The sequence below is a fragment of the Pseudonocardia parietis genome (assembly GCF_017876315.1).
In the GTDB taxonomy this organism is placed as follows: domain Bacteria; phylum Actinomycetota; class Actinomycetes; order Mycobacteriales; family Pseudonocardiaceae; genus Pseudonocardia; species Pseudonocardia parietis.
This window is the reverse complement of the sequence record NZ_JAGINU010000001.1, coordinates 6,062,484-6,087,302: the sequence shown is the minus strand read 5'-3', so window position 1 is coordinate 6,087,302 and position 24,819 is coordinate 6,062,484. Positions and strand designations below refer to the sequence as shown.

Annotated in this window: 24 protein-coding genes; 11 read left to right on the top strand and 13 right to left on the bottom strand. The window is 74.1% G+C overall.

The genetic code is table 11. From position 1 onward, the window contains the following. Positions 1 to 29 precede the first annotated feature (29 nt). Entirely contained in the window at positions 30 to 863 is an 834-nt protein-coding gene (locus tag JOF36_RS28525) for a GNAT family N-acetyltransferase (RefSeq protein ID WP_210036301.1), read from the top strand. Here JOF36_RS28525 and JOF36_RS28520 read toward each other — a convergent pair. Further along, positions 826 to 2,085 carry an FAD-dependent oxidoreductase gene (locus JOF36_RS28520; RefSeq protein ID WP_210033017.1) on the bottom strand — a complete coding sequence of 420 codons (1,260 nt, stop codon included), beginning with the start codon at positions 2,083 to 2,085 and terminating at the stop codon, positions 826 to 828. The two genes, JOF36_RS28525 and JOF36_RS28520, sit on opposite strands and share 38 nt — an antisense overlap. Before the next feature lie 201 nt (positions 2,086 to 2,286). Between JOF36_RS28520 and JOF36_RS28515 the strand changes: the two genes are divergently transcribed. From JOF36_RS28515 to map, 4 genes are all read left to right on the top strand, one after another. Then, a complete protein-coding gene (locus JOF36_RS28515; protein WP_210033015.1) occupies positions 2,287 to 2,787 on the top strand; it encodes a MarR family winged helix-turn-helix transcriptional regulator in 501 nt (166 codons plus the stop codon). Positions 2,788 to 2,839: 52 nt separating this feature from the next. Beyond that, positions 2,840 to 4,672, top strand: coding sequence for a penicillin-binding transpeptidase domain-containing protein (locus JOF36_RS28510; RefSeq protein WP_210033013.1), 1,833 nt, complete (start codon positions 2,840 to 2,842; stop codon positions 4,670 to 4,672). Between the two features lie 67 nt (positions 4,673 to 4,739). Next, positions 4,740 to 5,126, top strand: a complete 387-nt coding sequence (locus tag JOF36_RS28505) for a DUF3054 domain-containing protein (RefSeq protein WP_307862634.1) — start codon at positions 4,740 to 4,742, stop codon at positions 5,124 to 5,126. A gap of 29 nt (positions 5,127 to 5,155) precedes the next feature. Next, positions 5,156 to 6,013, top strand: coding sequence for a type I methionyl aminopeptidase (gene map / locus JOF36_RS28500; protein WP_210033011.1), 858 nt, complete (start codon positions 5,156 to 5,158; stop codon positions 6,011 to 6,013). Between the two features lie 4 nt (positions 6,014 to 6,017). Here the strand turns inward: map and JOF36_RS28495 are convergent, their stop codons facing one another. From JOF36_RS28495 to JOF36_RS28470, 6 genes are all read right to left on the bottom strand, one after another. After that, on the bottom strand, positions 6,018 to 6,482 hold the full coding sequence (locus JOF36_RS28495; RefSeq protein ID WP_210033009.1) for a peroxiredoxin: 465 nt from the start codon (positions 6,480 to 6,482) through the stop codon (positions 6,018 to 6,020). A gap of 85 nt (positions 6,483 to 6,567) precedes the next feature. Continuing rightward, a complete protein-coding gene (locus JOF36_RS28490; RefSeq protein WP_210033007.1) occupies positions 6,568 to 7,959 on the bottom strand; it encodes an SAM-dependent methyltransferase in 1,392 nt (463 codons plus the stop codon). Continuing rightward, a complete protein-coding gene (locus tag JOF36_RS28485; protein ID WP_245352735.1) occupies positions 7,956 to 9,236 on the bottom strand; it encodes an SAM-dependent methyltransferase in 1,281 nt (426 codons plus the stop codon). Before JOF36_RS28485 ends, JOF36_RS28490 begins: the two co-directional genes overlap by 4 nt. Before the next feature lie 2 nt (positions 9,237 to 9,238). Continuing rightward, positions 9,239 to 10,015 (bottom strand): DUF1365 domain-containing protein, encoded by a 777-nt coding sequence (locus tag JOF36_RS28480; RefSeq protein ID WP_210033002.1) that lies wholly within the window; start codon positions 10,013 to 10,015, stop codon positions 9,239 to 9,241. Beyond that, positions 10,009 to 11,280: an NAD(P)/FAD-dependent oxidoreductase gene (locus JOF36_RS28475; protein WP_210033000.1), complete on the bottom strand. Its 1,272-nt coding sequence runs from the start codon at positions 11,278 to 11,280 to the stop codon at positions 10,009 to 10,011. The genes JOF36_RS28480 and JOF36_RS28475 overlap by 7 nt, the downstream gene beginning before the upstream one ends. Before the next feature lie 4 nt (positions 11,281 to 11,284). Then, on the bottom strand, positions 11,285 to 12,049 hold the full coding sequence (locus JOF36_RS28470) for an alpha/beta hydrolase (RefSeq protein ID WP_307862633.1): 765 nt from the start codon (positions 12,047 to 12,049) through the stop codon (positions 11,285 to 11,287). Positions 12,050 to 12,456: 407 nt separating this feature from the next. Between JOF36_RS28470 and JOF36_RS28465 the strand changes: the two genes are divergently transcribed. Beyond that, positions 12,457 to 13,257 (top strand): lysophospholipid acyltransferase family protein, encoded by an 801-nt coding sequence (locus JOF36_RS28465; protein WP_245351014.1) that lies wholly within the window; start codon positions 12,457 to 12,459, stop codon positions 13,255 to 13,257. On the opposite strand, the gene JOF36_RS28460 is transcribed toward JOF36_RS28465, so the two are convergent. After that, a complete protein-coding gene (locus JOF36_RS28460) occupies positions 13,254 to 14,645 on the bottom strand; it encodes a mycothione reductase (RefSeq protein ID WP_210032990.1) in 1,392 nt (463 codons plus the stop codon). The two genes, JOF36_RS28465 and JOF36_RS28460, sit on opposite strands and share 4 nt — an antisense overlap. Before the next feature lie 53 nt (positions 14,646 to 14,698). On the opposite strand from JOF36_RS28460, the gene JOF36_RS28455 reads away from it, so the two are divergent. Together JOF36_RS28455 and JOF36_RS28450 are read left to right on the top strand one after the other, a co-directional pair. Next, on the top strand, positions 14,699 to 15,160 hold the full coding sequence (locus JOF36_RS28455) for a GNAT family N-acetyltransferase (protein WP_210032981.1): 462 nt from the start codon (positions 14,699 to 14,701) through the stop codon (positions 15,158 to 15,160). 95 nt (positions 15,161 to 15,255) lie between these two features. Continuing rightward, positions 15,256 to 15,693, top strand: coding sequence for a LapA family protein (locus JOF36_RS28450; protein ID WP_210032971.1), 438 nt, complete (start codon positions 15,256 to 15,258; stop codon positions 15,691 to 15,693). Between the two features lie 54 nt (positions 15,694 to 15,747). Here JOF36_RS28450 and JOF36_RS28445 read toward each other — a convergent pair whose 3' ends face one another. From JOF36_RS28445 to yaaA, 4 genes are all read right to left on the bottom strand, one after another. Then, entirely contained in the window at positions 15,748 to 17,451 is a 1,704-nt protein-coding gene (locus JOF36_RS28445) for a DEAD/DEAH box helicase (RefSeq protein ID WP_372447418.1), read from the bottom strand. 201 nt (positions 17,452 to 17,652) lie between these two features. Beyond that, positions 17,653 to 18,582, bottom strand: a complete 930-nt coding sequence (locus tag JOF36_RS28440) for a serine protein kinase RIO (RefSeq protein WP_210032970.1) — start codon at positions 18,580 to 18,582, stop codon at positions 17,653 to 17,655. A 260-nt stretch (positions 18,583 to 18,842) separates the two neighbouring features. Beyond that, complete coding sequence (locus tag JOF36_RS28435) at positions 18,843 to 19,313, bottom strand: hypothetical protein (RefSeq protein WP_210032968.1); 471 nt, start codon at positions 19,311 to 19,313, stop codon at positions 18,843 to 18,845. Between the two features lie 105 nt (positions 19,314 to 19,418). After that, positions 19,419 to 20,168 (bottom strand): peroxide stress protein YaaA, encoded by a 750-nt coding sequence (gene yaaA, locus JOF36_RS28430; protein WP_210032966.1) that lies wholly within the window; start codon positions 20,166 to 20,168, stop codon positions 19,419 to 19,421. A 298-nt stretch (positions 20,169 to 20,466) separates the two neighbouring features. On the opposite strand from yaaA, the gene JOF36_RS28425 reads away from it, so the two are divergent. From JOF36_RS28425 to JOF36_RS28415, 3 genes are all read left to right on the top strand, one after another. After that, positions 20,467 to 21,777 (top strand): bifunctional o-acetylhomoserine/o-acetylserine sulfhydrylase, encoded by a 1,311-nt coding sequence (locus JOF36_RS28425; protein WP_210032958.1) that lies wholly within the window; start codon positions 20,467 to 20,469, stop codon positions 21,775 to 21,777. Positions 21,778 to 21,816: 39 nt separating this feature from the next. Continuing rightward, positions 21,817 to 22,959 carry a homoserine O-acetyltransferase MetX gene (gene metX, locus JOF36_RS28420; RefSeq protein ID WP_210032956.1) on the top strand — a complete coding sequence of 381 codons (1,143 nt, stop codon included), beginning with the start codon at positions 21,817 to 21,819 and terminating at the stop codon, positions 22,957 to 22,959. A gap of 271 nt (positions 22,960 to 23,230) precedes the next feature. Beyond that, on the top strand, positions 23,231 to 24,286 hold the full coding sequence (locus JOF36_RS28415) for an acyltransferase family protein (protein ID WP_210032954.1): 1,056 nt from the start codon (positions 23,231 to 23,233) through the stop codon (positions 24,284 to 24,286). Between the two features lie 109 nt (positions 24,287 to 24,395). On the opposite strand, the gene JOF36_RS28410 is transcribed toward JOF36_RS28415, so the two are convergent. Further along, positions 24,396 to 24,818 (bottom strand): PPOX class F420-dependent oxidoreductase, encoded by a 423-nt coding sequence (locus tag JOF36_RS28410; RefSeq protein ID WP_210032952.1) that lies wholly within the window; start codon positions 24,816 to 24,818, stop codon positions 24,396 to 24,398. Position 24,819: the final 1 nt, after the last annotated feature.

The window sequence follows — 24,819 nt, the reverse complement described above, 5'->3', positions numbered from 1 at the left end:
ACCGGTAGGAGCGTGGCATGATGAGTTCCGTGCTGAGGGTGGCCGGTGCACGGCTTCTCGACGATCGTCACCGCTCCGGGGTGCACGATGCACTCGATGCCGATCCCGTCGCCTCCTGCATGGTCGCCGCGCGGATCGAGGCCGTCGGGCTGGACCCGTGGCGGCTCGGCGGTGAGCTCTGGTCCTACGGGGCCCCGGCCGACGGGCTCTGCTTCTCCGGTGCCAACCTCGTGCCACTGCGCGGTGAGCGCTCCGCGATCCGGGCATTCGCCGACCGGGCGCGGCGCAGCGGCCGGGTCTGCTCCTCGCTGGTCGGTCGCGCCGAGCTGGTGCTGCCGCTGTGGGACGAGCTCGCACCCGTCTGGGGTCCCGCCCGCGAGATCCGGGCCGACCAGCCGCTGATGAGCCTGTACGGCATGCCCGCGATCCCCGCCGACCCGCACGTGCGGCCGGTCCGGATCGACGAGCTCGACCGTTACCTGCCCGCGGCCGTCGCGATGTTCACCGAGGAGGTCGGGGTCGATCCCCGCGACGGCGACGGCGGCGCAGGCTATCGCGCCCGGGTCGCCGAGCTGATCAACTCGGGCCGGGCGTTCGCCCGCTTCCACGACGGCGAGGTCGTGTTCAAGGCCGAGGTCGGCGCGATGTCACGGACGGTCGGACAGATCCAGGGCGTGTGGGTGCATCCGTCGTGGCGCGGGCACGGGCTGGGGACGGCCGGGACCGCGTCCGTCGCCGTCGCACTGGCGTCGATGGGGCGCTGTGCCAGCCTGTACGTCAACGCCTTCAACGGGCCCGCCCGCGCCGCGTACCGGCGGGCGGGGTTCACCCAGGTCGCCCAGTTCGCGACCGTGCTGTTCTGAGGTTGCGCAACCGGGACCGTGCGCCGGCTGAGACACCGGCGGCCCGGAGCAGCAGGCCGCCCGCGGGCCCGGACAATCGGCGCTGGGTCGCGAGCGGTCGTAGCGACTCGCGGACCGCGTCCGGCCCGTAGGCCGCCATCTCCCGCTCGTAGGCGTGCAGCGCGAGCGGGATCGTCGTCTCCCCGTCCCGGGCGCGACGCAGGTGCCGGGCGAGGACGTCGGCGTCCCGGATCGCGGTCGCCGCGCCCTGCCCGCCGGTCGGCGGCATCGCATGGACCGCGTCGCCGATCGCGGTCACCGTGCCGGACGGCCACGGGGTGGGATCGGCGTCCGGGTCGGAGGCGCGGAACCGGAAGGACGCGACGGTCGCCGGGTCGGCCCGCCGGGCGAGTTCGCGCAGGTCGGGATGCCAGCCCCGCAGCAGCTCGCCGAGCAGGGTGACGAGCTCGGGTCCGTCGAGGTCGTGCGGATCGCGCCGGAACCGCCCGGTGGCGAGCATCGGTCCGAGCACGAGCGAGGCCGGCTCCCCGACGGCGGCCGGCGACGTGCACACCGGCGGCGCCACCGGGCTCGTGGCCGGATCGTGCACGCTCAGGAACACCCCGAGCCCACCCGGTGCGATCGCGAGCGCCGGACCGCAGGCGAGCGCAGCCGGCAGCAGTGCGCGAGCCCCGTCGTCGAGCGGGACCTTTGCGGCGATCCCGTCGACACCGACCGGCGCCGACAGCGGGCGCCCGGCGAGTGCGTGCACCACGGCCGAGACGGTGCCGTCCGCCCCCACCAGCACGTCCGCGATCTCGGTGCCGCCGTCGTGCTCGACCCGCAGTCGTCCGCCGACGCCGGTGGTGTGCCTGCGGTAGGCCGACCGCCACCGGACGTCGACGCCGTGTGCGAGCAGTGTGCGCAGCGGGACCCGGCCGATCATCAGCCGATCGCCGGGCGGCATCTCCTCGGTGGTCAGCACCCGCATCCGGTGATCGCAGATCGAGAACCGGCGGAAGGTCTCCCCACCTGCCGCCGAGGCCAGCACAGCCTGCAGGACCGACGGTGGGAGCAGCCGCTGCAGCGCCGCGTGGGCGTCGTCGTCCAGGTGCAGCCGGTAGCCGCCGGTGTCCTGCGGGCGGGCGTCCCGTTCGAGCACGACCACCTCGATCCCCGCCCGCGCCAGCCCCTGGGCGAGCGCGAGCCCGCCGATGCCGGCTCCGGCCACCACGACCCGCATGACGCCTCCAGAAAGGGTGAGAACCGACCCGGCGCCGACCGGAACCCTCCTCATGATCGACGGTCGAGGAGTGGAGCGAACGCCACGCGAACGCTCCACTCCACGACCGTCGATCACCGGGTGTCCGGACTCGCCTGGGCCGGCTGCACCATGCAGTAGCAGGTGCCTGATTCACTACAAGGTGCCTGATACTCTGCGGTCGTGCAAGAGGTACCGCTGTGGGAGATCGTCCGCACCGCGCACGTCGTCGCCCGCGGTTTCCACCGGGTGTTCGCCGAGGCCGGGCTCACGGCGACCCAGTTCGGGGTGCTCGCGGAGCTCGCGGACCGGGCACGGCACGAGAAGCCGTCGCCGTCACAGGCCGAGCTGGCGCGGATCGTGCTGCTGCGCCCGCAGAGCGTGGGGGAGCTGGTCGCCGACCTCGTCGAGCGGGGGCTGGTCCGCCGGGACGGCCCGGGCGGCCGCGGGCGGCGGGCGGGGCTCGAGCTGACCGACGACGGGCACGCAGCCCTGGACCGGGCGTGGCCACTGGTGCAGGCGTTCAACGCGGCCGGGTCGACCGGACTCGCCGACGACCGGGCGGCCGAGCTCGTCGCGATGCTGCGGACCGTGCGCGAGTCCCTGTCGGCCGGCGGGTCGCTGTCCACCCGGGAGCCGACCCGGGAGCCGGCCCGGGAGCCACAGCCGGCCCGGGAGGCCTGAGCACCGGGGCCTTCATCTCGACGTGATCTCCCGGTCGGCATACTCGACGACCGTGCTGCGCTCCCTGCGGAACCACCCCGTCGTCCTCGTCGCCGTGATCGCCGTGCTCGTGGCGGCAGGCGTCGTCGTGGCACTGCTGCGTCCCTGGGGCGGGGCGGGAGACACCGCCGAGCAGTACGCGGAGGCCTGGCAGATCGGGAACGCGCAGGCCGCCGCCGGGCTCACCACCGACCCGGCCGCGGCTGCGACGTACCTGGAGCGTGCCCGTACCGACCTGGCGGCGACGGCGATGACCGCCCGCGTCGACGGCACCCGGACCGAGGAGCAGCGGGCGAGCGCGACCGTCGAGGTGCACTGGGAGCTCGGGCCGGGCCGGACCTGGGACTACACGCTGGAGCTGCCGCTGGTGCCGGCTCCGGAGACCGCCGCGAACGACACCGGCTGGGCGGTCGACTGGTCCCCGGCGGCGTTCGCCCCGGGCCTCGGTGAGGGGCAGCGGCCGGTGAACCGCACGGTCACGGCGGAGCCCGCGCCCGTTCTCGACGCGAGCGGCGCCACGCTGCTCGCCCCCACCCCGGTCGTCTCGATCACTCTGGACCGCCGGAACGCGGAGCAGGTCGCGGGGCCGCTCGGCTCGGCGCTCGGCCAGGTCGACCCCGCGATCACCCGGCAGTCGATCACCAACGGTGCGAACGCCACACCGGAGGGGCAGGCCTACACCGTCGCCGTCCTGCGCGAACCCGACTACCAGCGGGTTCGCGATCAGATCTACGAGCTGCCGGGAGTGCGGTTCGTGCCGTCGACCCGGCTGCTGCCCCCGGACTCCGGCTTCGCGAGCCAGGTCATCCAGGGCGCTCGCCCCGAGATCGAGAAGGCGGCGGGCGGTACGCCCGGCTGGTCGGTGGACGCCGTCGGCCCGAACGGTGCGACCGTCACCTCGCTCGCCGGTGTCCCGCCCGGCCCGGCGCAGCCGGTCACCCTGGAGCTGGACCGCGCGGTCCAGGAGGCCGCGCAGGGCGCCGTCGACGGGGAGTCCCGCCAAGCCATGATCGTCGCGGTGCGGCCGTCCACCGGTGCCGTGCTGGCCGTCGCACAGAACGCGCCCGCCGACCGGGACGGTGCCGTGGCGCTGACCGGCCGCTACCCACCGGGATCGACGTTCAAGATCGTGACCGCCTACGCGGCGATGCCGGCGGAGAACCTCACACCGCAGTCGCCGGTCCAGTGCCCGGGCACCACCGTCATCGACGGGCGCACGATCCCGAACGAGGACACGTTCGCGCTCGGGACCGTGCCGCTGCAGCAGGCGTTCGCGCGGTCCTGCAACACGACCTTCACCCAGCTCGCGCTCGGCCTGCCGCCGGACGCGCTGCCCACCGCGGGGAAGGAGCTCGGGTTCGGCGCGGACTGGAGCATCCCCGGCATGACGACGATCACCGGGACGGTCGACGCGGCCACCGACGACCTGCAGCGCGCCTCCGACGGTATGGGGCAGGGCGATGTGCTGGCCTCGCCGTTCGGGATGGCGATGGTGTCGGCGACGGTCGCGCACGGCGCCCCGGTCACCCCGTCGCTGATCCGCGGGACGACCACCGAGGCGACCGTCGCGCCCGGCACCCCGGATCCGGCCGTGCTCGAGCAGCTGCGGCCGATGATGCGGGAGGTCGTCACCTCCGGGACCGCGACCGCGGTGAACGGGCGGGGCGAGGTGTTCGGCAAGACCGGCACCGCCGAGTACGCGGGCCCGGACGGCACGAACCGCGCGCACGGCTGGTTCACCGGCTACCGCGGCGACCTCGCGTTCGCGACGCTGATCGTGGACGGCGGCTCGTCCGGGCCGGCGGTGCAGCTGACGGACCGTTTCCTGGCCGGCGTGCCCCGCTGAGCGGAGCTCGCGGAGCGAACATCAGGACCGAGCGGCTCCCTACCCCGCAGGGCCTACCCTGGTCGTCGTGCATCCGAGCCGGATCCCCGCCCTGGCACTCGCCGCCGACCTGGTCGCGGTCGTGGTGTTCGCCGCCGTCGGGCGGACCAGCCACGCCGAGTCCGGCAGCCTGTCCGGCCTGCTCGGCACCGCGCTGCCGTTCCTCGTCGGGATCGCGGTGGCGTGGGCGACGCCGTGGGTGCGCGCGCAGCCGGTGTCGGTGCGGGCCGGGGCGGTGGTGCTGGTGCTGACCGCCGGCGTCGGGCTCGCGCTGCGCTGGGGCTTCCTCGGGCGGCTGCCGCTGTCGTTCGCGATCGTCACCGTGGTTGCACTGGCGGTGCTGCTGCTGGGCTGGCGCGGGATCGCCGCCGGCGCGGCGCGCGTGCACGCGGCGCGGGCGACGTCACGCGGCTAGGGGGCGTCGCCGACGCTTACCATGGGGACATGGCCACCCGCACGTTGCTCGTCCCCGGCACGCCGACCCCGATCCGCGAGGTGCCGGCGCACATTCCGCGCCCGGAGTACGTCGGCAAGCCGGCACCGGCGCGCAGCCGCAACGGTGACGTGCAGACCCCCGAGACCCTCGAGCTCATGCGGCACGCCGGGAAGATCGCCGCGCAGGCGCTGGTCCTGGCCGGGGAGACCGTGCGGCCCGGCATCACGACCGACGAGGTCGACCGGGTCGTCCACGAGTTCCTGATCGACCACGACGCCTACCCGTCGACGCTGGGGTACCGCGGTTTCCCGAAGTCCTGCTGCACCAGCCTCAACGAGGTCATCTGCCACGGGATCCCGGACACCACGGTGATCGACGACGGCGACGTGGTGAACGTCGACGTCACCGCGTTCATCGGGGGTGTGCACGGTGACACCAACGCCACGTTCCTGGCCGGGGACGTCTCCGAGGAGGCGCGGCTGCTGGTCGAGCGCACCCGCGAGGCGACCATGCGGGCGATCAAGGCGGTCCGTCCGGGCCGCGAGCTGAACGTGGTCGGGCGGGTCATCGAGTCCTACGCCAAGCGGTTCGGCTACGGCGTCGTCCGGGACTTCACCGGGCACGGCATCGGCCACGAGTTCCACTCCGGCCTGGTCGTGCTGCACTACGACCAGCCGGACGTGCACACGGTCCTCGAGCCCGGGATGACCTTCACGATCGAGCCGATGATCACCCTCGGCGGGGTGGACCACGACACCTGGGACGACGACTGGACCGTCGTCACGAAGGACAAGTCCTGGGTGGCGCAGTTCGAGCACACCCTCGTGGTCACCGACGACGGCGCCGAGATCCTGACGCTGCCGTAGCCGCTCAGGCGGCGGCGCGCTCCCGCAGGACCGCGAGCGCGTCGTCGGCGTGCTTGGTCATCGTGGTCTCCGACCCGATCTCGGCGAGGATCCGCCGGTCGGTGTCGATGACGAACGTCCGGCGCCGGGTGTGCAGGTTGCCCGGCAGCCAGGACCGCCACGCGCCGTACGCCTTCGCCACGGTGTGCCCTGCGTCGGACAGCAGCGGGAAGGCCAGACCGTTCGCGGCGGCGAACATCCCCTGCTTGTCCACCGCGTCGCTGGAGATCCCGACCGGCTGCCCGCCGAGCGCGGCGAACTCGACCGACAGGTCCCGGAAGTGGCAGGCCTCCTGGGTACAGCCGCCGGTCATCGCGGCGGGGTAGAAGAACAGCACGACCGGGCCCTGCATGAGCAGGTCGGTGAGCCGGCGCGGGGTACCGGTCTCGTCGGGCAGCTCGAAGTCGGTGGCGAGGTCTCCGACGGCCATGGGTGCTCTCCTCGTACGGGGTGGGGATCGTGCCGGGGTGTTCGTCGGGCCGGGTGTGCCCGGTTCGATGATCTTGGCCGGTCGCTCAGCGCGCCACGACGGGGGAGGGGGCTGCCGGGTCGAGGCCCAGGATGCCGGTGCGGCTGCGCGGGAGCCCGGACGTGCCGTCCGCGCCGGTGCGCACGGTGAGGATCTGGTGTACCCCCATCCGGTTCTCCTCGAACGCCAGTGCCGCACCCGCCAGGTAGAGCAGCCACACCCGCCACTGTTCCGCGCCGATCATGCGGATCGCGGTCTCCCGGTGCTGCTGCAGTGTGTCGAGCCAGGGCCGGACCGTCCAGACGTAGTGCTCGCGCAGCGAGTGCACGTCGATGATCTCGTGGCCCGCCCGCTCCAGGAAGGCCAGCGTCTCGCCGAGCGGGCGCATGTGCATGTCCGGGGCGACGTAGGCGGTCATGAACGCGCCACCGCCGGAGGCGGTGTTCGTCCCGGACGCGCCGCGGGACATCTGCTGCAGCAGCAGCCGCCCGTGCGGGCGCAGCAGCCGGTGCAGCTGCGCGGCGTAGACCGGATAGTTGTCCTGGCCGACGTGCTCGCCCATCTCGATCGAGGCCACGGCGTCGAAGGGCTCCGCGCGGTCGTCGGTGGAGAGCTCGCGGTAGTCCTGCAGCCGGATCTCGACGCGGTCGCCGAGCCCCGCCCGGCGGACGCGCTCGATGCCGTAGTCGCGCTGCTGCGCGGACAGCGTGATCCCGGTGGCGTGCACGCCGTAGTGCTCGGCGGCGTGCACCAACAGCGACGCCCAGCCGCAGCCGACGTCGAGCAGCCGCATCCCCGGTGCGAGCCCGAGCTTGCGGCAGATCAGGTCCAGCTTGTCGCGCTGGGCGTCGGCCAGGCCGTAGTCGGGGCTCTCGTTCCGGGTCCAGTAGCCGCACGAGTAGGCCATCCGCGGATCGAGCAGGAAGGCGTAGAACTCGTTGGAGAGGTCGTAGTGGTGGCTGATCGCGGCCCGGTCCCGGCGGCGGGTGTGCAGCCGCCCGCCGAGCTGCGCCTCGGATCCGGGAGCCTTCGGCGGTGGGCCGATCGCGCCGAGCCGGGCCGCCGTGCGCAGCGCACCGAGCTTGCGCCGCAGGTCGAGCCGTACGGCGCCGGTGCCCGGCTGGGCGAGCCGCCAGAACCTCGACAGCCCGTCGGCGACGTCACCCTCCACCGACAGGTCGCCGGAGACGAACGCGCGGGCCAGCCCGAGCTCACCCGGGCTCCACAGCAGCCGGCGCAACGCGCGCCGCCGGTGCACGATCACGGTCGGCGGGTCCGGGTCGGCGGGGGTGCCGGGATGACCGGCCTCGCTGCCGTCCCAGGCCCGCAGCCGCACCGGTAGCGGTGCCCCGAGGACGTCCTCGAGCAGGGTGGCGAGCCGCTGGGCGGGGGTGGTTCGTGAGTGGGCGTCGTGGCCCCGGCCGCGAGAGGTGCTCACCGGCGCGCCAGTCCCATCTGGAAGACGTCGAGGTACCCGACGCGGAAACCGGCCTCGCAGTAGCCGAGGTAGAACTCCCACATCCGGCGGAACGTCTCGTCGAAGCCGAGCGCGGCGACGTCGTCCCACCGGTCCAGGAAGCGTTCGCGCCACCGGCCCAGCGTGCGGGCGTAGTCGGGGCCGAGGCTCCGGCGTTCGGCGACGTGCAGCGTGGTGTCGGCGGCCAGGTTGCGCTCGATCGAGGTGACCGAGGGGATCAGCCCGCCCGGGAAGACGTACTTGTGGATCCAGGTGTAGTCGTCCTGCGACACGACCATCCGGTCGTGCGGCATGGTGATCGCCTGCAGGCCGACCCGGCCGCCCGGCTTGAGCAGCCGGTCGAGCGCGGCGAAGTAGGTCGGCCAGTACTCGGCGCCGACCGCCTCGACCATCTCGACACTCACGACCGCGTCGTAGGCCCCGCGGGCCTCGCGGTAGTCGCGCAGCAGCACCTGCACCCGGTCCGCGACGCCCGCCTCGGCGAGCCGGGCCTCGGCGAGCTGCTGCTGTTCCTTCGAGATGGTCAGCGTGGTGACCCGCGCGCCGCGCCGGGCCGCCCGCGTGGCGAGCCCGCCCCAGCCGGTCCCGATCTCCAGCACGTGCATGCCGTCGCGCACGCCTGCCATGTCGAGGATTCCGTCGATCTTGCGTTCCTGGGCGAGGAGCAGGTCGTCGGAGCCGTCGGCGAACCAGCCCGCGGAGTAGGACATGGTGTCGTCGAGGAACAGCGCGAACAGGTCGTTGGACAGGTCGTAGTGCCGGTGGATGTTCTCCCGCGACCCCTCCAGCGAGTTGACCTCCTCGCGGGGCCTGCGGGCCTCGACCCGCCGGCGGGCGACCCGCTGCAGTGCCGGTGGGACCAGGGTGGACAGCGTGGCCGCGAACGGGGTGAGCAGCCCGGGCAGGTCGGTGCTCGTCCAGTCACCGACCATGTAGGACTCACCGAAGCCGATCTTCGAATGCGCCCCGAGCCGCGCGAAGAACGCTGCGGGCCGCTCGATCCGCATCACCGGGGAGTCCGGTCCGCCGGCGCCGATCCGCTCCCCACCGGGGAACACCACGCGGACCGGCAGCGACCGGACGGCGTTGCGGAACAGCGACTCCGCGATCCGCGCCTTCACCGGCGCCACCGGCGGGGTGGCGAGCCCGGGCCAGACGCCCTCGCTCGGACGGGGCAGCGTGTGTGTGTTCGTCCGGTCGTCGCGTGGCCGGCCGGGCGCCGGCGCGTCGTGCTGCATGGTCATCGCGTGACCCCTTCCCGTGATCGGTCCGGTGAGGATTCGGCGGGCCGGGCCGTCCGGTTCTGCGGCGGGTGCGTGGGGCGGGTCACGACCGGCAGCCGACGGAGCCACAGCCCGACGCCGTGCCACCGGATCAGGGCCGAGGTCCACCGGGTGACCAGCGGCCGCCCCAGCACGGCGTGGGCGACCTGCGCCGGTGTCGCCGGGTGCCGCCGCCCGGTGAGCGTCGCGACGAACGCCGGCGCCCCGTCCTGGTGGAGGGTGACGGTGATCCCGAGACGCTCGTCCGGCCGGGGGAGGCACATCGCGTAGTGCCCGTCGACGGTCAGGAACGGGGAGACGTAGAACTCCTTCGCCACCTGCGCGCGTCCGGCGTCGTCGGGGTGCAGCAGGTAGCTGTGCCGCTCGCCGTAGGTGTTGTGGACCTCGGCGATCACGCAGGCCGGCGTCCCGTCGGCGTGGTGGCACCAGAAGACCGAGATCGGGTTGAACACGTGGCCGAGCACCCGGGCGTGCGCGAGCATCAGCACCCGGCCGCCCGCCAGGTCGATGCCGTGCCCGGAGAGGAAGTCGTCGACGTTCTCCCGGATGCTCCGGTCCGGGGCGCCGAGGTGGTCGCGCGCGTCGAACCGGGCGAACGGGCGCAGCCACCGCGGCAGCTCGGGCAGGTCGTCGAGGTCGACCAGCCACAGGTAGATCCGGTGCGCGAACGAGGTCGCCAGGTCGCGGCGGCGGCCGTGGCGCACCTGCGCGTCGTACAGGGCAGGGGTCACCACGAGACGCCCAGCGCCCGCGCCGCCCGCACCCCGGAGGCGCAACCGTCCTCGTGGAAGCCCCAGCCGTGGTACGCGCCCGCGTAGGCGGTGACCGGCGTGTTCAGCTCCGGCAGCCGCCGCTGCGCGGCCACCGACTCCGGTGTGTAGATCGGGTGCTCGTACCGCATCCGGGCGACGACGGTGTCCGGGTCGACCCGACCGGCACCGTTCAGGGTGACCACCCAGTCGTCCGGGTCGGTGAGCCGCATCAGGCGGTTCATGTCGTAGCTGACCAGCACCGGCGCCTCGGCGGACGCGGTGCAGGCCGGCTTGAGATAGTTCCACGCCGCCCGGGCGCGGCGGGCGCGCGGCAGCAGCGAGGTGTCGTGGTGCAGCCAGGTCTCGTTGTGCGAGTACGAGAAGGAACCCAGGACGTTGCGCTCGCCGGGGGTGGCGTCGTCGCCGAGCAGGCGCAGCGCCTGGTCCGGGTGGGTGGCGACGACGATCTTGTCGAAGGCCGCGACGGCGTCGGCGTCGTCGCGCACCTCGACCCCGGCCGGGGTGCGCAGGACCGAGCGGACCGGCGTCGCGGTCCGTACCACGGGGAGCTGCTTGACGATCCGGTCCACGTAGGACCGGGAACCACCGGTGACGGTGCGCCACTGCGGCGAGTCGCCGAGCGAGAGCATCCCGTGGTGGTCGAGGAAGGTGAACAGGTAGCGGGCCGGGTAGTCGGTGGAGACCGCCGCGCCGGCCGACCACACGCAGGACACCACCGGGATCATGAAGTGCTGCACGAAGTAGCGCGAGTAGCCGCCGATCGCCAGGAACGCGCCCAGCGTGACGTCACCGGCGTCATCGGCCTCGAGGACGCGGCGGGCGTGCCGGTGGAACCGGACCACCTCGCCGAGCATCCGCAGGTACTGCGGGCGGGCCACGGTGGACGGCTGCGGGAACAGCCCGGCCGGTCCCCGGGCCCCGGCGTACTCCAGTCCGCAACCGTCGCAGCGCACCGACATCGACATCTCGGAGTCCTGCGTGGACACCCCGAGCTCGCCGAACAGGCGCAGCAGGTTCGGGTAGGTGCGGTCGTTGTGGACGATGAAGCCGGTGTCGACGTGGGTGAGGCCGCCGTCGGAGGTCGCCAGCTCGTGGGTGTGGGCGTGGCCGCCGGGGCGGTCGTCGGCCTCGTAGAGCGTGACGTCGTGGGATCGGGAGAGCAGGTAGCCGGCGGTCAGGCCGGACACCCCGCTACCCACCACCGCGACGGTCGGTCGACCGGTCATCGCCTCACTCCTTCTGCTCTCGGGATCCATCGGGGCCCGGGTGCTCGCCGGCGCCGAGCGCGACCCGCAGCCCTGCCGGCGCGGGCTCCCGCACGGCATTCGTGATCGACCGGTCGAGGGGTTCGGCCCCGATCTCACCGAGTACGAAACGGCGCACCAGCGCGTGCCACTCGCGGGCCCGGCGGAGCATGGCGTGGCCGTCGCCGAGTACCTCGAACCGCGCGACCCGTGCGGTGGTGGCACGGGCGCGCAGGGCGAACTCGTACGACGCCGCCGGGTCGGTCATCCGGTCGCGGTCACCGTGTGCGACGAGCACGGCGCGGCCGGCGAGCTGCGCCACCGGGTCGGTGCCGTCCAGCCACGGAGCCAGCGCGCAGACGGCGATGACCCCCGGCCCGTCCGCGGCGCGCAGCACCGCCCGCCCGCCCAGCGAGTGCCCGACCAGCACGATCGGCCGATCCGGGTGCCGTCGCGCGATCTCGGCGACCGCCCAGGCGGCGTCGCGGTAGGCGTCCGTCGCCGGGCCGTTCCAGCCCTTGAACCGGTAGCGCAGCACGTACACGGCGACCCCGGAGCCGAGCCCGGTCCGATGCGGGCGCCCGGCCCGCTCGAGCGAACGCGCGAACGGCAGCATCCGACGGTGGGCGAGCCCGCGGCGGTGCGCGGACGCCGTCGAGTGCGCCTTCCCGCCGTGCGCGACGAGCACGACGGCGGCGGGCTCGGGACGGTCGCGGCCCACGGTCTCCAGCCACGGCGTCGGATCGGGCACGGGCACCTCGCGGGGACGGGGTGCGCGGGGCACCGGGGACGGTTCTCGACGGGGCGTTCGTCGGGCGGGGGCCCGGCGGTCGGTCCGGTGGGACCGACGTCACGAACCGGATACCGGAGCGCGTGACAACACATATACCTTGGTTATCGAGTATCTCGACAATCGCGGTGATTGAGGTCACGAGGTTGCGCTCGTGGGGCGGTCGGGCGGGTGCCACCTCGGTAGGAGCACGGACGCCGCGGGCAGGGCCCCTGCGGAGGATGACCGGGCACGAGCGGCTCCCACCCGATCATCGCCCGGGTGCGTCGCTGCGGCCACCCGCGACCGGCGAAGATGGAGCGGCGACCCGCACGGTCCGGAGCCGACCGGGCGTGCGGACAGAAGTGACCGACAGAGGGGACGACACGATGGGCATGCCACCGGAGCTGACGGTGCGGCAGCGGATCGCGGCCACGGTGCGGCGCCGCCGCCGCGGATCCGGGTTCTGGTTCGGCCTGGCGATCGCGCTGATCTGGCCGTTCGTGCTGTGGGGCACCCGGCTCGGCTGGCGCGGCGGCGAGCACCTCCCGCGCACCGGCGGTGCGCTGCTGGTCGGCAACCACGTCTCGGGCTCCGACCCGATCTTCGACATCGCCTTCGGTACCACGCACGGCCGGATGCCCCGGTTCATGGCGAAGTCCGAGCTGTGGCAGGTCCCGGTCGTGAAGTGGGTGCTCGGGCGCGGCGGGCACATCCCGGTCTACCGGGCGTCCAAGCGGGTGGGGGAGTCGTTCGCCGGCGCGATCGACGCGCTGAACCGTGGTGAGCTCGTCGCCGTCTATCCGGAGGGCACCTACACCGCGGACCCGGACGGCTGGCCGATGAAGCCGAAGAACGGCGTCGCCCGGATCGCGCTGAGGTCCGGGGCGCCGGTGATCCCGATGGCCAACTGGGGCACCCAGGACTTCCTGCCGGCCGAGGGGAAGCCCCGGTTCCGCCCGCGCCGGCGGATCGGGATCGCGATCGGCCCGCCCGTCGACCTGTCCGAGTTCGCCGGGAAGCCGCTGACCCGCACCACGCTGGACGCGGCCACGACGAAGATCATGGACGAGGTCACGGCGCTGCTCGAGGGGCTCCGCGACGAGACGCGGCCGGCGACGCCGTACGACCCGGACGCGACGGCAGGCCCGGAGGCCCCGGGCGACCCGGTCGAACGCGCGGCGAGCTAGACCTCGAGCCCGAGCAGGGCGTTCTCGATGACCTCGGGCAGGGCCGGGTGGATCCAGTACTGGCCGGTGGCGATCTCGCCGACGGTCTGGCCGAACACCATGGCCTGGATGAGCTGCTGGACCAGGGTGGACGCCTGCGGGCCGAGCAGGTGGGCGCCGAGCAGCCGCCCGGTTCCCTTCTCGGCGATCAGCTTGCAGAGCCCCGTGCCGTCCTCCATCGCCCAGCCGAAGGCGACGTCGCCGTAGTCCTGGACCTTGACGGTGATGTCGAGCCCGGCGGCACGGGCCTCGGCCTCCGTCATCCCGACCGCGGCGATCTGCGGGTCGGTGAACACCGCGGCAGGCACCAGGTCGTGGCTCGCGGCCCGCAGCTCCGCCGGGTGCGCCAGGTTGTGGCCGACGATCTTCGCCTCGTGGTTGGCGACGTGCTTGAGCTGGTACGGCGAGGAGACGTCGCCGAGCGCCCACACGCCGTCCGCGGAGACGCTGCGCTGGTACTCGTCGACCGCCACGCGGCCGTCGGCGTGCACCGTGACCCCGGCCCGGTCGAGGTCCATCCGGTCGCCGTTCGGAACCCGGCCGGTGGCCACCAGGAGCGTGTCCGCGACGACCTCCGAGCCGTCGTCGAGCTCGAGCCGCACCTCGCCGACGTCGCCGGTGCCGTCCCCGGAGACCGCGCTGACCTGGCGGCCGAGCCGGCAGTCCCAGCGCGCGGTGGCGAGCTCGGTGAAGCGGTCGGCGATCGTGTCGTCGAGGTGGCGCAGCAGCTTCTGTCCGCGCACGATCATGGTGACCTCGACGCCGAGCGCGGAGAACACGTGCGCGAACTCGCTCGCGATGTAGCCGCCGCCCAGGATCGCCATCCGGCGCGGGAGCGCGTCCAGCCGCATCACCGTGTCCGAGGTCTCGAACGGCACCCCCGACGCGGCGACCAGCGGCGGCACGCTCGGCCGGGACCCGGCGGCGACGACCACCCGGCCGCCGCTGATCGTGTCGGTGCCCGAGCCGTCGGTGCGCTCGACGGAGAGCTCCCGGTCGCCGGTGAAGGCGGCGTGCCCGAAGTAGACGGTCACGTTCGGGCTGCGGTCGACCCGGTACTCCCGCCCGCCCGCGGAGATCGGGTCGATCCGGCCGAACACCCGGTCCCGGATGTCGGTCCAGCGGATCTTGTCGACGCTCGCGTCGACGCCGTAGGTGTGGGCGTGCCGGACGATCTCGGCCACGTCGGCGGCGTAGACGTACATCTTGGTCGGGATGCAACCGACGTTCAGGCAGGTCCCGCCGAACACGCCGTGCTCCACCAGCGCGATGTCGAGACCGGCGAACCGTTCGTCGAGAAACGTGTTGCCGGAGCCGGTGCCGACGACGACCAGGTCATGGTGTGCCACCACCCGAGGCTAACCGCTTCCGCCGGGCGGCGAGCCTCTGGTACCCACGGCGGATGGCCGTGCACACCCCGGGCGCCACGGTGCGCCGCAGCTGGGCCCCCGACCTGGACCTCGAGACCCTCTACGCGCTGCTGGCACTGCGCACACGGGTCTTCGTGGTCGAGCAGGAGTGCGCCTACCAGGAGCTCGACGGGCGGGACCTGGAACCGCGGGCCCGGCACTACTGGCTCGCCGACACCGGGACCGCCGAGGTGCTCGCGACGCTGCGGCTGCTGCAGGAGCCGGGTGGCGGCCACCGGATCGGCCGGGTCTGCACGCGTGCCGACGCCCGCGGTCGCGGGTTCGGGCACCGGCTGCTGGACGCCGCGCTGGCCGAGGTCGGCGCCGGGCCCTGCGTGCTGGATGCGCAGGAGATCCAGGTCGCGTTCTACGGCAGGCACGGGTTCGTCGTCGCGGGGGAGCGGTTCGTCGAGGACGGCATCGGGCACCTGCCCATGGCACGTCCGGCCGGATAGCCGCCGACGTCACGCGGGCGTGCCGCGCCCGTCGCCGTCGCACCGGCGGAGTGTGCGCGATACTCCGGCGCGACGACGACCGGAGGGGCGGTGCGATGAGCGACGATCGACGGGGCGGGGGCTCGCCGGAGTGGGGGCGGGTCGGCCCGGAGGATCCCACGGAGGACCCGGCGACCTATCCCGCCATGAAGGTCCCGTCGACCGAGATCGAACCGTCGGAGCAACCGACCGTCGCCGTCCCCACCGGGGACGGGCCGCCCGGTGACGAGACCCCCACGGTCCGGCGGAAGGTCCCGAACACCCGGATCGGCGGGCTCTGGGCGACGCTGATCCTCTCGGCGATCGTGCTGATCTTCCTGCTGGTGTTCATCCTGCAGAACACCGATCCGGTCGCGATCAACTTCCTGTGGCTGACCGGGACGCTGCCCACCGGGGTGGCGCTGCTCTTCGCGGCCATCGCCGGCATGCTGCTCGTCGCCGTGCCGGGGACCTGGCGGATCCTCCAGCTGCGCCGCGAGGCCCAGAAGCACTGATCGCCCGGAAGCACCGCCCCCGCAGAAGTACTGCCCCCGCAGAGGCGCCGACTCTCAGCGGTGCCGGCGGCGCCCCTGCTTCGGCGCGGGCTGCTGCTGGCGCTTCGGCGTGGCGATCGGTTCCCCGGACGGCTCCCGCGCGCCCGTCACCCGGATCAGGTCCGGGTGGCCCGGCGTGACGGTGGCGACCTCCGGCCGCACACCGGCCTGCCTGGTGAGCGTGTCGACCTCGCGCTTCTGGTCCGGTGTGGACAGCGTGACGACGACGCCCTCCTCGCCGGCGCGGGCGGTACGCCCGGCCCGGTGCAGGTAGGCCTTCGGGTCCGCGGGCGGGTCGACGTGCACGACCAGGCCGACGTCGTCGATGTGGATGCCGCGGGCGGCCACGTCGGTGGCGACCAGTACCGGGACCTCGCCGGACCGGAACTCGTCCAGGGCCCGGTTGCGCTGGCTCTGTGAGCGCCCGCCGTGCAGCGGCCCGGCCGCGACGCCCTGGCGGCGCAGCACCCGCACCATCCGGTCGGCGCCGTGCTTGGTGCGCATGAACATGATCGTGCGGCCCTCCCGCGCGGCGATCTCGGCGATCACCCGGGAGCGGTCGTCGTGCTCGACGACGAGCACGTGGTGCTCCATCGTGTCGACGCCGGCCGTCGGCGAGGCCACCGACCGGGTCACCGGGTCGGTCAGGTACCGGCGGACGAGGGTGTCGACCTCGCCGTCCAGGGTCGCGGAGAACAGCAGCCGCTGGCCGTCGGACGGCGTGCGGTCCATGATCGTGCGGACCTGCGGCAGGAAGCCCATGTCCGCCATCCGGTCCGCCTCGTCGAGCGCGGTGACGGCGACATCGGACAGGTTGCAGGTGCCCTGCTGGAGTAGGTCGGTGAGCCGGCCCGGGGTGGCGACCAGCAGGTCGACGCCGCGGCGCAGCTCGGCGATCTGCTTGTTCATCGACATCCCGCCGACGACGGCGGTGACCCGCAGGTCGACCGCCGCGGCCAGCGGGGTCAGCACGTCGACGACCTGGCCGGCGAGCTCGCGGGTCGGCACCAGGACCAGGCCCAGTGGTGCGGTGGAGCGGGCGCGGTCGCCGGCGATCCGGGCGAGCAGCGCCAGCCCGAACGCGAGGGTCTTGCCGGATCCGGTCTGGCCGCGGCCGAGCAGGTCCCGGCCGGCGAGAGCGTCGGGCAGGGTGGCGGCCTGCACCGGGAACGGGGCGGTGAAGCCCGCGTCGGCGAGCGCCTTCACCAGGCGCTCGGGCAGGCCGAGCTCGGCGAACGACGGCATGCCCGACGGCGGCGGGGCCCACTGCTCGACCTCGGCGTGCGCGGTGAACTGCGCACCCTTGGCCGGGGCGGACCCCTGCCGGGCGCCGTCCTGCTGCGTCCGCTCCGGACGCCCGCCGCGCCGGCGGGAGCCGCCGCCGCGCCCGGTCCCGCGGGCATCGGCGGAGCCGGACGAGCCGCGCGGGCCGCCGGTGGCGCGCTGCGCGCCACCCCGGTGGCCGTCGCTCGCCTGCTCGCCGTCCCGGCGCCGGGGGCCGCGCGCCGGGCGCCCGGCGGTGCCCGAGCGGTCACGGTCCTCGCGCCGGCCGGCGGTCCCCTCGGAACCACCGGAGCCGGAGCGGTCGTCGCGGCGACGGGCGGTGCCCTCGCCGTTCGACGCGGCCGGCCCGGCCGCGCGCGTCGACTGACGGCGTGGGCGACGGGCGGGGCCGGCGTCGGAATCGGGCAGGGGCGGGCGGAACTGGGGCCTGGTCACAGGTCTCCTCGCGTGACGTGGCACGTCCTGCGGAGACCTCGCTGGGGGAGGAATGCTCGGCCGACGGGCCCGGGCGCGGCACGGCGTCCTCGCGGCGCGCGCTCCGTGATGGGAAAGGCTCGGCCCGGCCGGCTAGGGCCGGGCGCTCGTCCGTCGACGCTACGCCCCGGCCGGGTGCCTGATCGCGCCGGGTTACCGACCTCACCCGAGCCGCACCCGTTCGCGCAGTTCCGTGAGCAGGGCGTCCGGGGCGGCGGGATCCAGGCCACGGGCGGTGAACCAGTCCCCGATCCGCCGGACGTCGCGCTCCAGGAATCCGGGCCCCTGCGGGTTCGCGACGACGTCGACCACCTGGGGGAGGTCGATCAGCACCGGTCGGCCGCCGTGCACCAGGACGTTGTAGGCGGACAGGTCCCCGTGCGTGTGGCCCAGGTCGGCGAGGAGCCCGAGCGCGTCCGCGAGCTCGCCCCACAGCGCGTGGAGCTCGTCCGGCCCGGGGCGCGTCGCGGCGAGCCGGGGCGCCGCGACGCCGTCGGGCGTGCCCAGGAACTCGAGCAGCACCTCGGTGCCGGACACCGACACCGGGTACGGGACGGGTGCGCCGGCCAGGTGCAACCGGGACAGCGCGGCGAACTCGGCGTCCGCCCACCGGGCCGCGATCATCTCGCGGCCGACGGCGGTGCGCCCGGCCATCGCCCGGTTCTCCCGGGACCGGCGGACCCGGCGGCCCTCCAGGTAACCGGCGTCGCGGTGGAACAGGCGGTGCGCGGGATCGCGGTAGCGCTTGGCGGCGAGCAGCAGCCCCGGACGGCCGGGCAGGCCGCGCTCGACGAGATGGACGTCGGCCTCCTTGCCGGTCTTGAGCACCCCGCGCTCGCGGTCGACGGCGCCGGATTCGGTGACCAGCCAGGACGGCCACGGGCGGGGCCCGCGCGACCCGGCGCGGATCGACGGCCAGGTGCTCCAGCGGTCGCCGTCGGGCGGGGCGTCCGGGTCGTGCCCGGCCCGCCCGTCCAGGTCGGATGGATCGGCCCGGCCGTCAGTGGCGGGCGCCGGACGGATGGGGGTGTCCTCGTCGTCGAAGCGGCGGCGACGGCGTCGGACGGGTTCGGTCTGACGGGAGGAATGCACTCGGGGGGCTCCGGAGGGCGGCAGGGTGCCGCGCGGCCGGCCGACGCGCTCGCGCGCAGGTGCCGGGTCAGCCGCGGGGCGGGGACGGGCGGAGCGGGCGCGCAGCGTGCACCCGGGCACGGTCGACGGCCATCGGTACGCACCTCCCCGTCCTGTCGCGCGGGCGAGCCGCGCGCCGGTCCCTCCGGCTCGGGACACCCTGCCGCGACCGCAGCCCCGGCCGCCACCGGTTTTCGAGCCCGGCCGGTGCGGGGCGGCAGTCAGCCCAGGGCGCTCAGCACGCCCAGCCCGAGGACCCCGAACAGCACGCCCCACACGACGACCGTGATCGTCTGCCACACCAGGACCTGCCGCCGGTCGAGCCCCGCGGCGACCATCGCGAAGGCGGTGAGCGAGATCGCCATCAGGGTCGGCGCGAGCAGCGACGCGACCGGGACGCCGTACCGGTCGACCCGGGCGATGAGCTTGCGCCGGCGCTCGCTCGGCGGCGTCGCGCGGCCCTTCGTCAGGCCGCGCCGGGCCCGGCCACCCAGCCACATCGCCGCGGCCAGCGCGAGCAGGTTCCCGAGCACCGCGGCCACGATCGCCAGCGCGACCGGCATGCCGGCCAGCGCGCCGATGCCCGCACCGACGTAGGACTCCAGGAACGGGACGGTGCCGATCACCAGCACGGCCAGTACCTGCAGCACGGGGTGCAGGGTGTCGACGACGGTGTTCAGCTGCTCGATCATGGTCTGAATGCTCCCGGTGGACCCGGTCTGTCCGGAACGCCCGGATGTCACGGGTTCGCATCGAACCCGCACGGGCGGCCCGTGACAGATGTCAGACCGGGTGGTTCAGGCCGGGATCACCAGATCGATGTGGTCGCCGGTCCGCTCCACGACGTGCCCGGCCCGGCGCGCGATCCGGGCGACGGCGGCCGCGTCGGACGGCTCCGCCCGCGAGGTCGCGAGCAGCCGCGCCAACCCGCCCTTGTGCGCCTTGTTGTGGTGGCTGACCACCGACCGGCTGCCGTCGGCGCGCTCGGCCAGGACGTTGACCGTCACCGCAGCGGGCACCACCCCGAGTGCCGCGTAGCCGCCGGAGCGCAGGTCGACGACGAGCTCGTCGCCGGCGATCCGCGCGAGCAGCGGGTCCAGGGCCGGCCGCCAGCGCGCCGCCAGGGTGCCCGACCCGGGCAGCTTCGAGGAGGAGGAGAGCCGGTAGGGCGGGATCGGGTCGTCCGCGCCGAGCAGGCCGAACAGGGCCGAACAGACGGCGAGCCGGGACCGGGCGCGGGAGCGGGTGGCCGCGGTGAACGAGCTTGCGTCGAGGGCGTCGTAGAGGACACCGGTGTAGCGGTCCAGCGCCGGCGTCGTCGGCGCGGACAGCAGTGCCGCGTTCCGTTCGATCTCGCCGTGCTGGGCCTCGGACAGCCCCAGTGCCCGTTGCGCGGCGGGGCGGTCCGCGGCGAGTGCGACGAGCTCGCCGGCGAGCTCCTTGCGGACGCCGCCGAGGTCGGCGTCGTGGGAGAGCGCGGACAGGTCGAGCGGGGGACCGTCGCCTCCACCACGCTTGGTCTCCGAGGGCGGCAGTAGCACGAGCACGGCGGCCGAGCCTAGTTCCCGCCCGCGCCGCGACCCGCACGCCACCACCCGGCGTTGTGTGCACCGGGCCGCCGGACTAGGTTCGACCCCGTGACCTGCCTCGTGGCGCGCCTCCACGTCGACTGTATGCGGATCACGAGCGCGGCCTGTCGTCCCTGCCGCTGACCCCGCGCTCGTCCGGGCCGCACGCCCGATCCGCCCCGACAACACCGCCGACGCCGCGGGTGTCACGCGCCGATCCACGAGGTGATCGGCACCGACCGCCGACGGTGCCGGCCGACACCGAGGAGTTCCCTCCATGACCGACCCCGACCCGACCGCCTCCTGGTCCTTCGAGACCAAGCAGGTGCACGCCGGTGCCGCCCCGGACCCGACCACGGGCGCCCGGGCGACCCCGATCTACCAGACGACGTCGTACGCGTTCCGGGACACCGAGCACGCCGCGAACCTGTTCGGCCTGGCCGAGCTCGGCAACATCTACACCCGGATCATGAACCCGACCCAGGACGTCCTGGAGCAGCGGGTGGCGGCCCTCGAGGGCGGTATCGGGGCGGTCGCGTTCGCCTCCGGGCAGGCGGCGCAGACCCTCGCGCTGCTGAACATCGCCGAGGCCGGGTCGCACATCGTCTCGTCGTCGTCGCTCTACGGCGGCACCTACAACCTGTTCCACTACACGTTCCCGAAGATGGGGATCGAGGTCTCGTTCGTCGACGACCCGGACGACCCCGAGGCGTGGAAGGCCGAGATCCGGCCGAACACCAAGGTGCTCTACGGCGAGACGCTGGGCAACCCGCGCGGCAACGTGCTCGACATCGCCGCCGTCGCGCAGGTCGCGCACGACCACGGTGTGCCGCTGATGGTCGACAACACGATCCCGTCGCCGTACCTGCTGCGTCCGCTCGAGCACGGCGCCGACATCGTGGTCCACTCGGCCACGAAGTTCCTCGGCGGCCACGGCACCACGATCGGTGGCGTCGTCGTCGACTCCGGGAACTTCGACTGGGGCTCCCAGGCGGAGCGGTACCCCGGTCTCACCACGCCGGACCCGAGCTACCACGGGCTGAACTACTGGGAGGCCCTCGGCCCGCAGTCGTACCTGATCAAGCTGCGGGTGCAGCTGTTGCGTGACCTCGGCCCGGCCATCTCGCCGCACAGCAGCTTCCTGCTGCTGCAGGGGATCGAGACGCTGTCGCTGCGGATCGAGCGGCACAACGAGAACGCCCAGGCCCTCGCCGAGTGGCTGGAGCAGCGCGACGAGGTCGAGAAGGTGCACTACGCCGGCCTGCCGTCGAGCCCGTGGCATGCGCTGCAGAAGCGCTACCTGCCGAAGGGCGGCGGTGCGATCGTGTCGTTCGAGTTGCGCGGCGGTGTCGAGGCCGGTCGCAAGTTCGTCGACGCCCTCGAGCTGCACAGCCACCTCGCCAACATCGGCGACGTCCGCAGCCTGGTGATCCACCCGGCGTCCACCACGCACAGCCAGCTCTCCGGTGAGGAGCAGCTGGCCGCCGGTGTCGCCCCGGGCCTGGTCCGGCTGTCGGTGGGCCTGGAGGGCATCGAGGACATCAAGGCAGACCTGGACACGGGCTTCCGGGCGTCGAAGGGCGTGTGAGAGAAGCTTGCGGAACGAACCATCAGCAGGGCGGACGGGTTGACCAGCACCGACCGTCTCCCTCCCGCCAGCGGCGCCTGGCGGGAGGGGGACGACCCCGGCCACCGCCGGTTCCTCGATCTGCCCGCCCCGCTGAAACTGCAGGCGGGCGGTGAGCTACCCGCCGTCCGGCTGTCGTACCAGACCTGGGGCGAGCTCGCGCCGGACGGCTCCAACGCCGTCCTCGTGCTGCACGCCCTCACCGGGGACACCCACATCGAGGGCCCGGCAGGCCCCGGGCACCCGACGGCCGGATGGTGGCCGGGGCTGATCGTGCCGGGTGGGCCGCTGGACCCGTCCCGCTGGTTCGTCGTCGCCCCGAACGCGATCGGTGGCTGCCAGGGCAGCACCGGTCCGGCGAGCACCGCACCGGACGGCAGGCCGTGGGGGAGCCGCTTCCCGACGGTGACCGTGCGGGACACGGTGGCCGCCGAGCAGCACCTCGCCGACGCGCTCGGCATCGACGCGTTCGCCTGTGTCATCGGCGGGTCGATGGGGTCGATGCGGTCCCTGGAGTGGGCGGCGACCGAGCCGGACCGGGTGCAGCGGGTGTTCCTGCTGGCCGGGCCCGCGGCGACGTCGGCGGACCAGATCGGCTGGGCGAACCCGCAGATCGAGGCCATCCGGGCCGACCCGCACTGGCACGGCGGTGACTACCACGACGAGGCAGAGGGCCCGTGGCGCGGCCTCGGCGTCGCCCGCCGGATCGCGCACCTGAGCTACCGCTCGGGCGAGGAGCTCGCGACCCGGTTCGGCCGCGACCGGCAGGGCGACGAGGACCCGTTCGCGGGCGGTCGCTACGCCGTCGAGTCCTACCTGGACCATCATGCGAACAAGCTGGTGAACCGGTTCGACGCGGCGTCCTACGTCCGGCTGACCCAGCTCATGAACCACCACGACGTGGGTCTGGACCGCGGTGGGGTGGCCTCGGCGCTGAGCCGGGTGCGGGCCAGGACCTACGTCGCCGGGGTCACCTCCGACCGGCTGTACCCGCTCGCCGAGCAGGAGGAGCTGGCCGCGGGGATCCCGCACGCCGATCCGCTCAAGGTGATCGACTCGCCGTACGGACACGACGGGTTCCTCGTCGAGACCCCCCTCGTCGCGCGGTTGCTCGGGGAGCTGCTGGCCGAACCGGCGCCCTGACCAGCAGGCCTGCGTCGTCCCGGCGGGCCCTCAGTGTCGTCTCAGGGAGTTTGCCCTAGGGTCCCGCAGGCCCCTGGTCGCCGACGACGGAGGACGCATGGCTCGCCACCGTGCCGAGACCGGCAGCGCCGTGCGGATCGCCCCGCTCGGCACCGTGCCCCCAGTGCCCCCAGTGCCCCCAGTGCCCCCAGTGCTCGCTGTGCCCCCGGCGCCCGCAGGGTCCCCGGCGCCCGCAGGGTCCCCGGCGCCCGCAGTGCGCCCGGCGCCCACTGTGCCCGCCGGTTTCCCGCCGCCGCGCCGCCCGGGCGACGACCGCATCCCCGGCCGGACCGCCTGGGTCGACGCGGCCAAAGGGCTCTGCATCGTCCTGGTGGTGCTGCACCACGTGGTGATGTTCCTGGAGCCGCGCGGCCTGGTGCCCGGCCCGCTCGGCATGCTGAACACGGCCCTGGCATCGCTGCGGATGCCACTGTTCTTCCTGGCGTCGGGCCTGTTCCTGGCCGCCGTGCTGGCCCGCCCGTGGCGGGTGCTGCTGCACCGGCGGGTCGCGCTCTTCGGCTGGCTCTACGCGCTGTGGACCGCGGTCCAGTTCGCGGTGCTCTCCGCGCTGCCCGCCGGCACCGCCCCGGAGCTCGCCACGCAGAGCTGGGCCGGACTGCTGCTCAGCCCGGTGATCCCGGCGCCGTCGATGTGGTTCCTGTACGCGCTCGCCGTCTTCTCGGTCGCGGCGCGGGCGTTGCGCCGGGTCCCGGCCACGGTGCTGCTCGTCGCGACCGGCGTGCTCAGCGGGCTGGTGGGGGCGGGGACGCTCGAGTTCGCATCGATGGCCTGGGAGTTCATGGCCCGCTACGCGTTCTTCTTCGTGCTCGGCTGGCACGGCCGCGCGCTCGTCGAGCGGTTGGCGGCCGCGACGTCGCCGCTGCGGGTGCTCGTCGCCGGTGTGCTCGCCGCCGGTGCCGCCGCCGCGTCGGTCGTGCTGGGAGTGCGGGAGATCCCCGGTGTCGCGTTCGCCTTGAACCTGCTCGCGGTCGGGGGTGGGGTGCTCGTCGCCGCCCAGCTCGCCCGGTGGCGGATCGGCGCGGTCGCGGTGGCACTCGGCCGGCGCACCCTGCCGATCTACCTGACGAACATCCTGGTGATCGGCGGGGTGACCGCTCTGCTCACCGGGGTGCGGCTCCCCGTTGCGGCGCAGTACGCGCTGGTCGGGGCGGTCACCGCGCTCGCCGTCGTGGTCACGCTCGGCGCGCACCGGGCGCTGACCGCCGCCCGGGCCGGCTGGCTCTACGACCTGCCCGGCCGGTGGGCGGTGCGCCCGGCCGTGCGCTGAGCGGAGCTTGCGGCAGCGAACGTCGCTACTGAGCGGAGCTTGCGGCAGCGAACGTCGCTACTGAGCGGAGCTTGCGGCAGCGAACGTCGCTACTGAGCAGGGCCCCGGTTCAGCCGATGCGTTCGCCGTAGACGCGCTGCACGCGCATCGTCATCAGCACCCGGCGGTCGCGCACCATGACCTCGCGGTACTCGTCCCAGTCCGGGTGCTCGCCGGCCGCGGCGCGGTACCAGTCGACGAGTGCCTGCACCGCCGGGCCGTCCGGGGAGTCGTCCGGGCCGATCAGGTCGACCGGGCCCTCGGCGGTGGCCCAGGCCCGGCCGTCCGCACTCTCCACCGAGAGCGCGGCCCGTGGGTCGCGGCGCAGGTTGGCGGTCTTCGCACGGCCCTCGGTCATCGAGACCCGGATGGTGCCGGCGGCCCGGTCGTAGTACGGCGTCACCGGTGACAGCTGCGGCATCCCGCTGCGCTTGATCGTCGCGAGGACGGCCTGCCGGGCGTTCTCCAGCAGCTCGTGCTGTTCGTCTCCCATG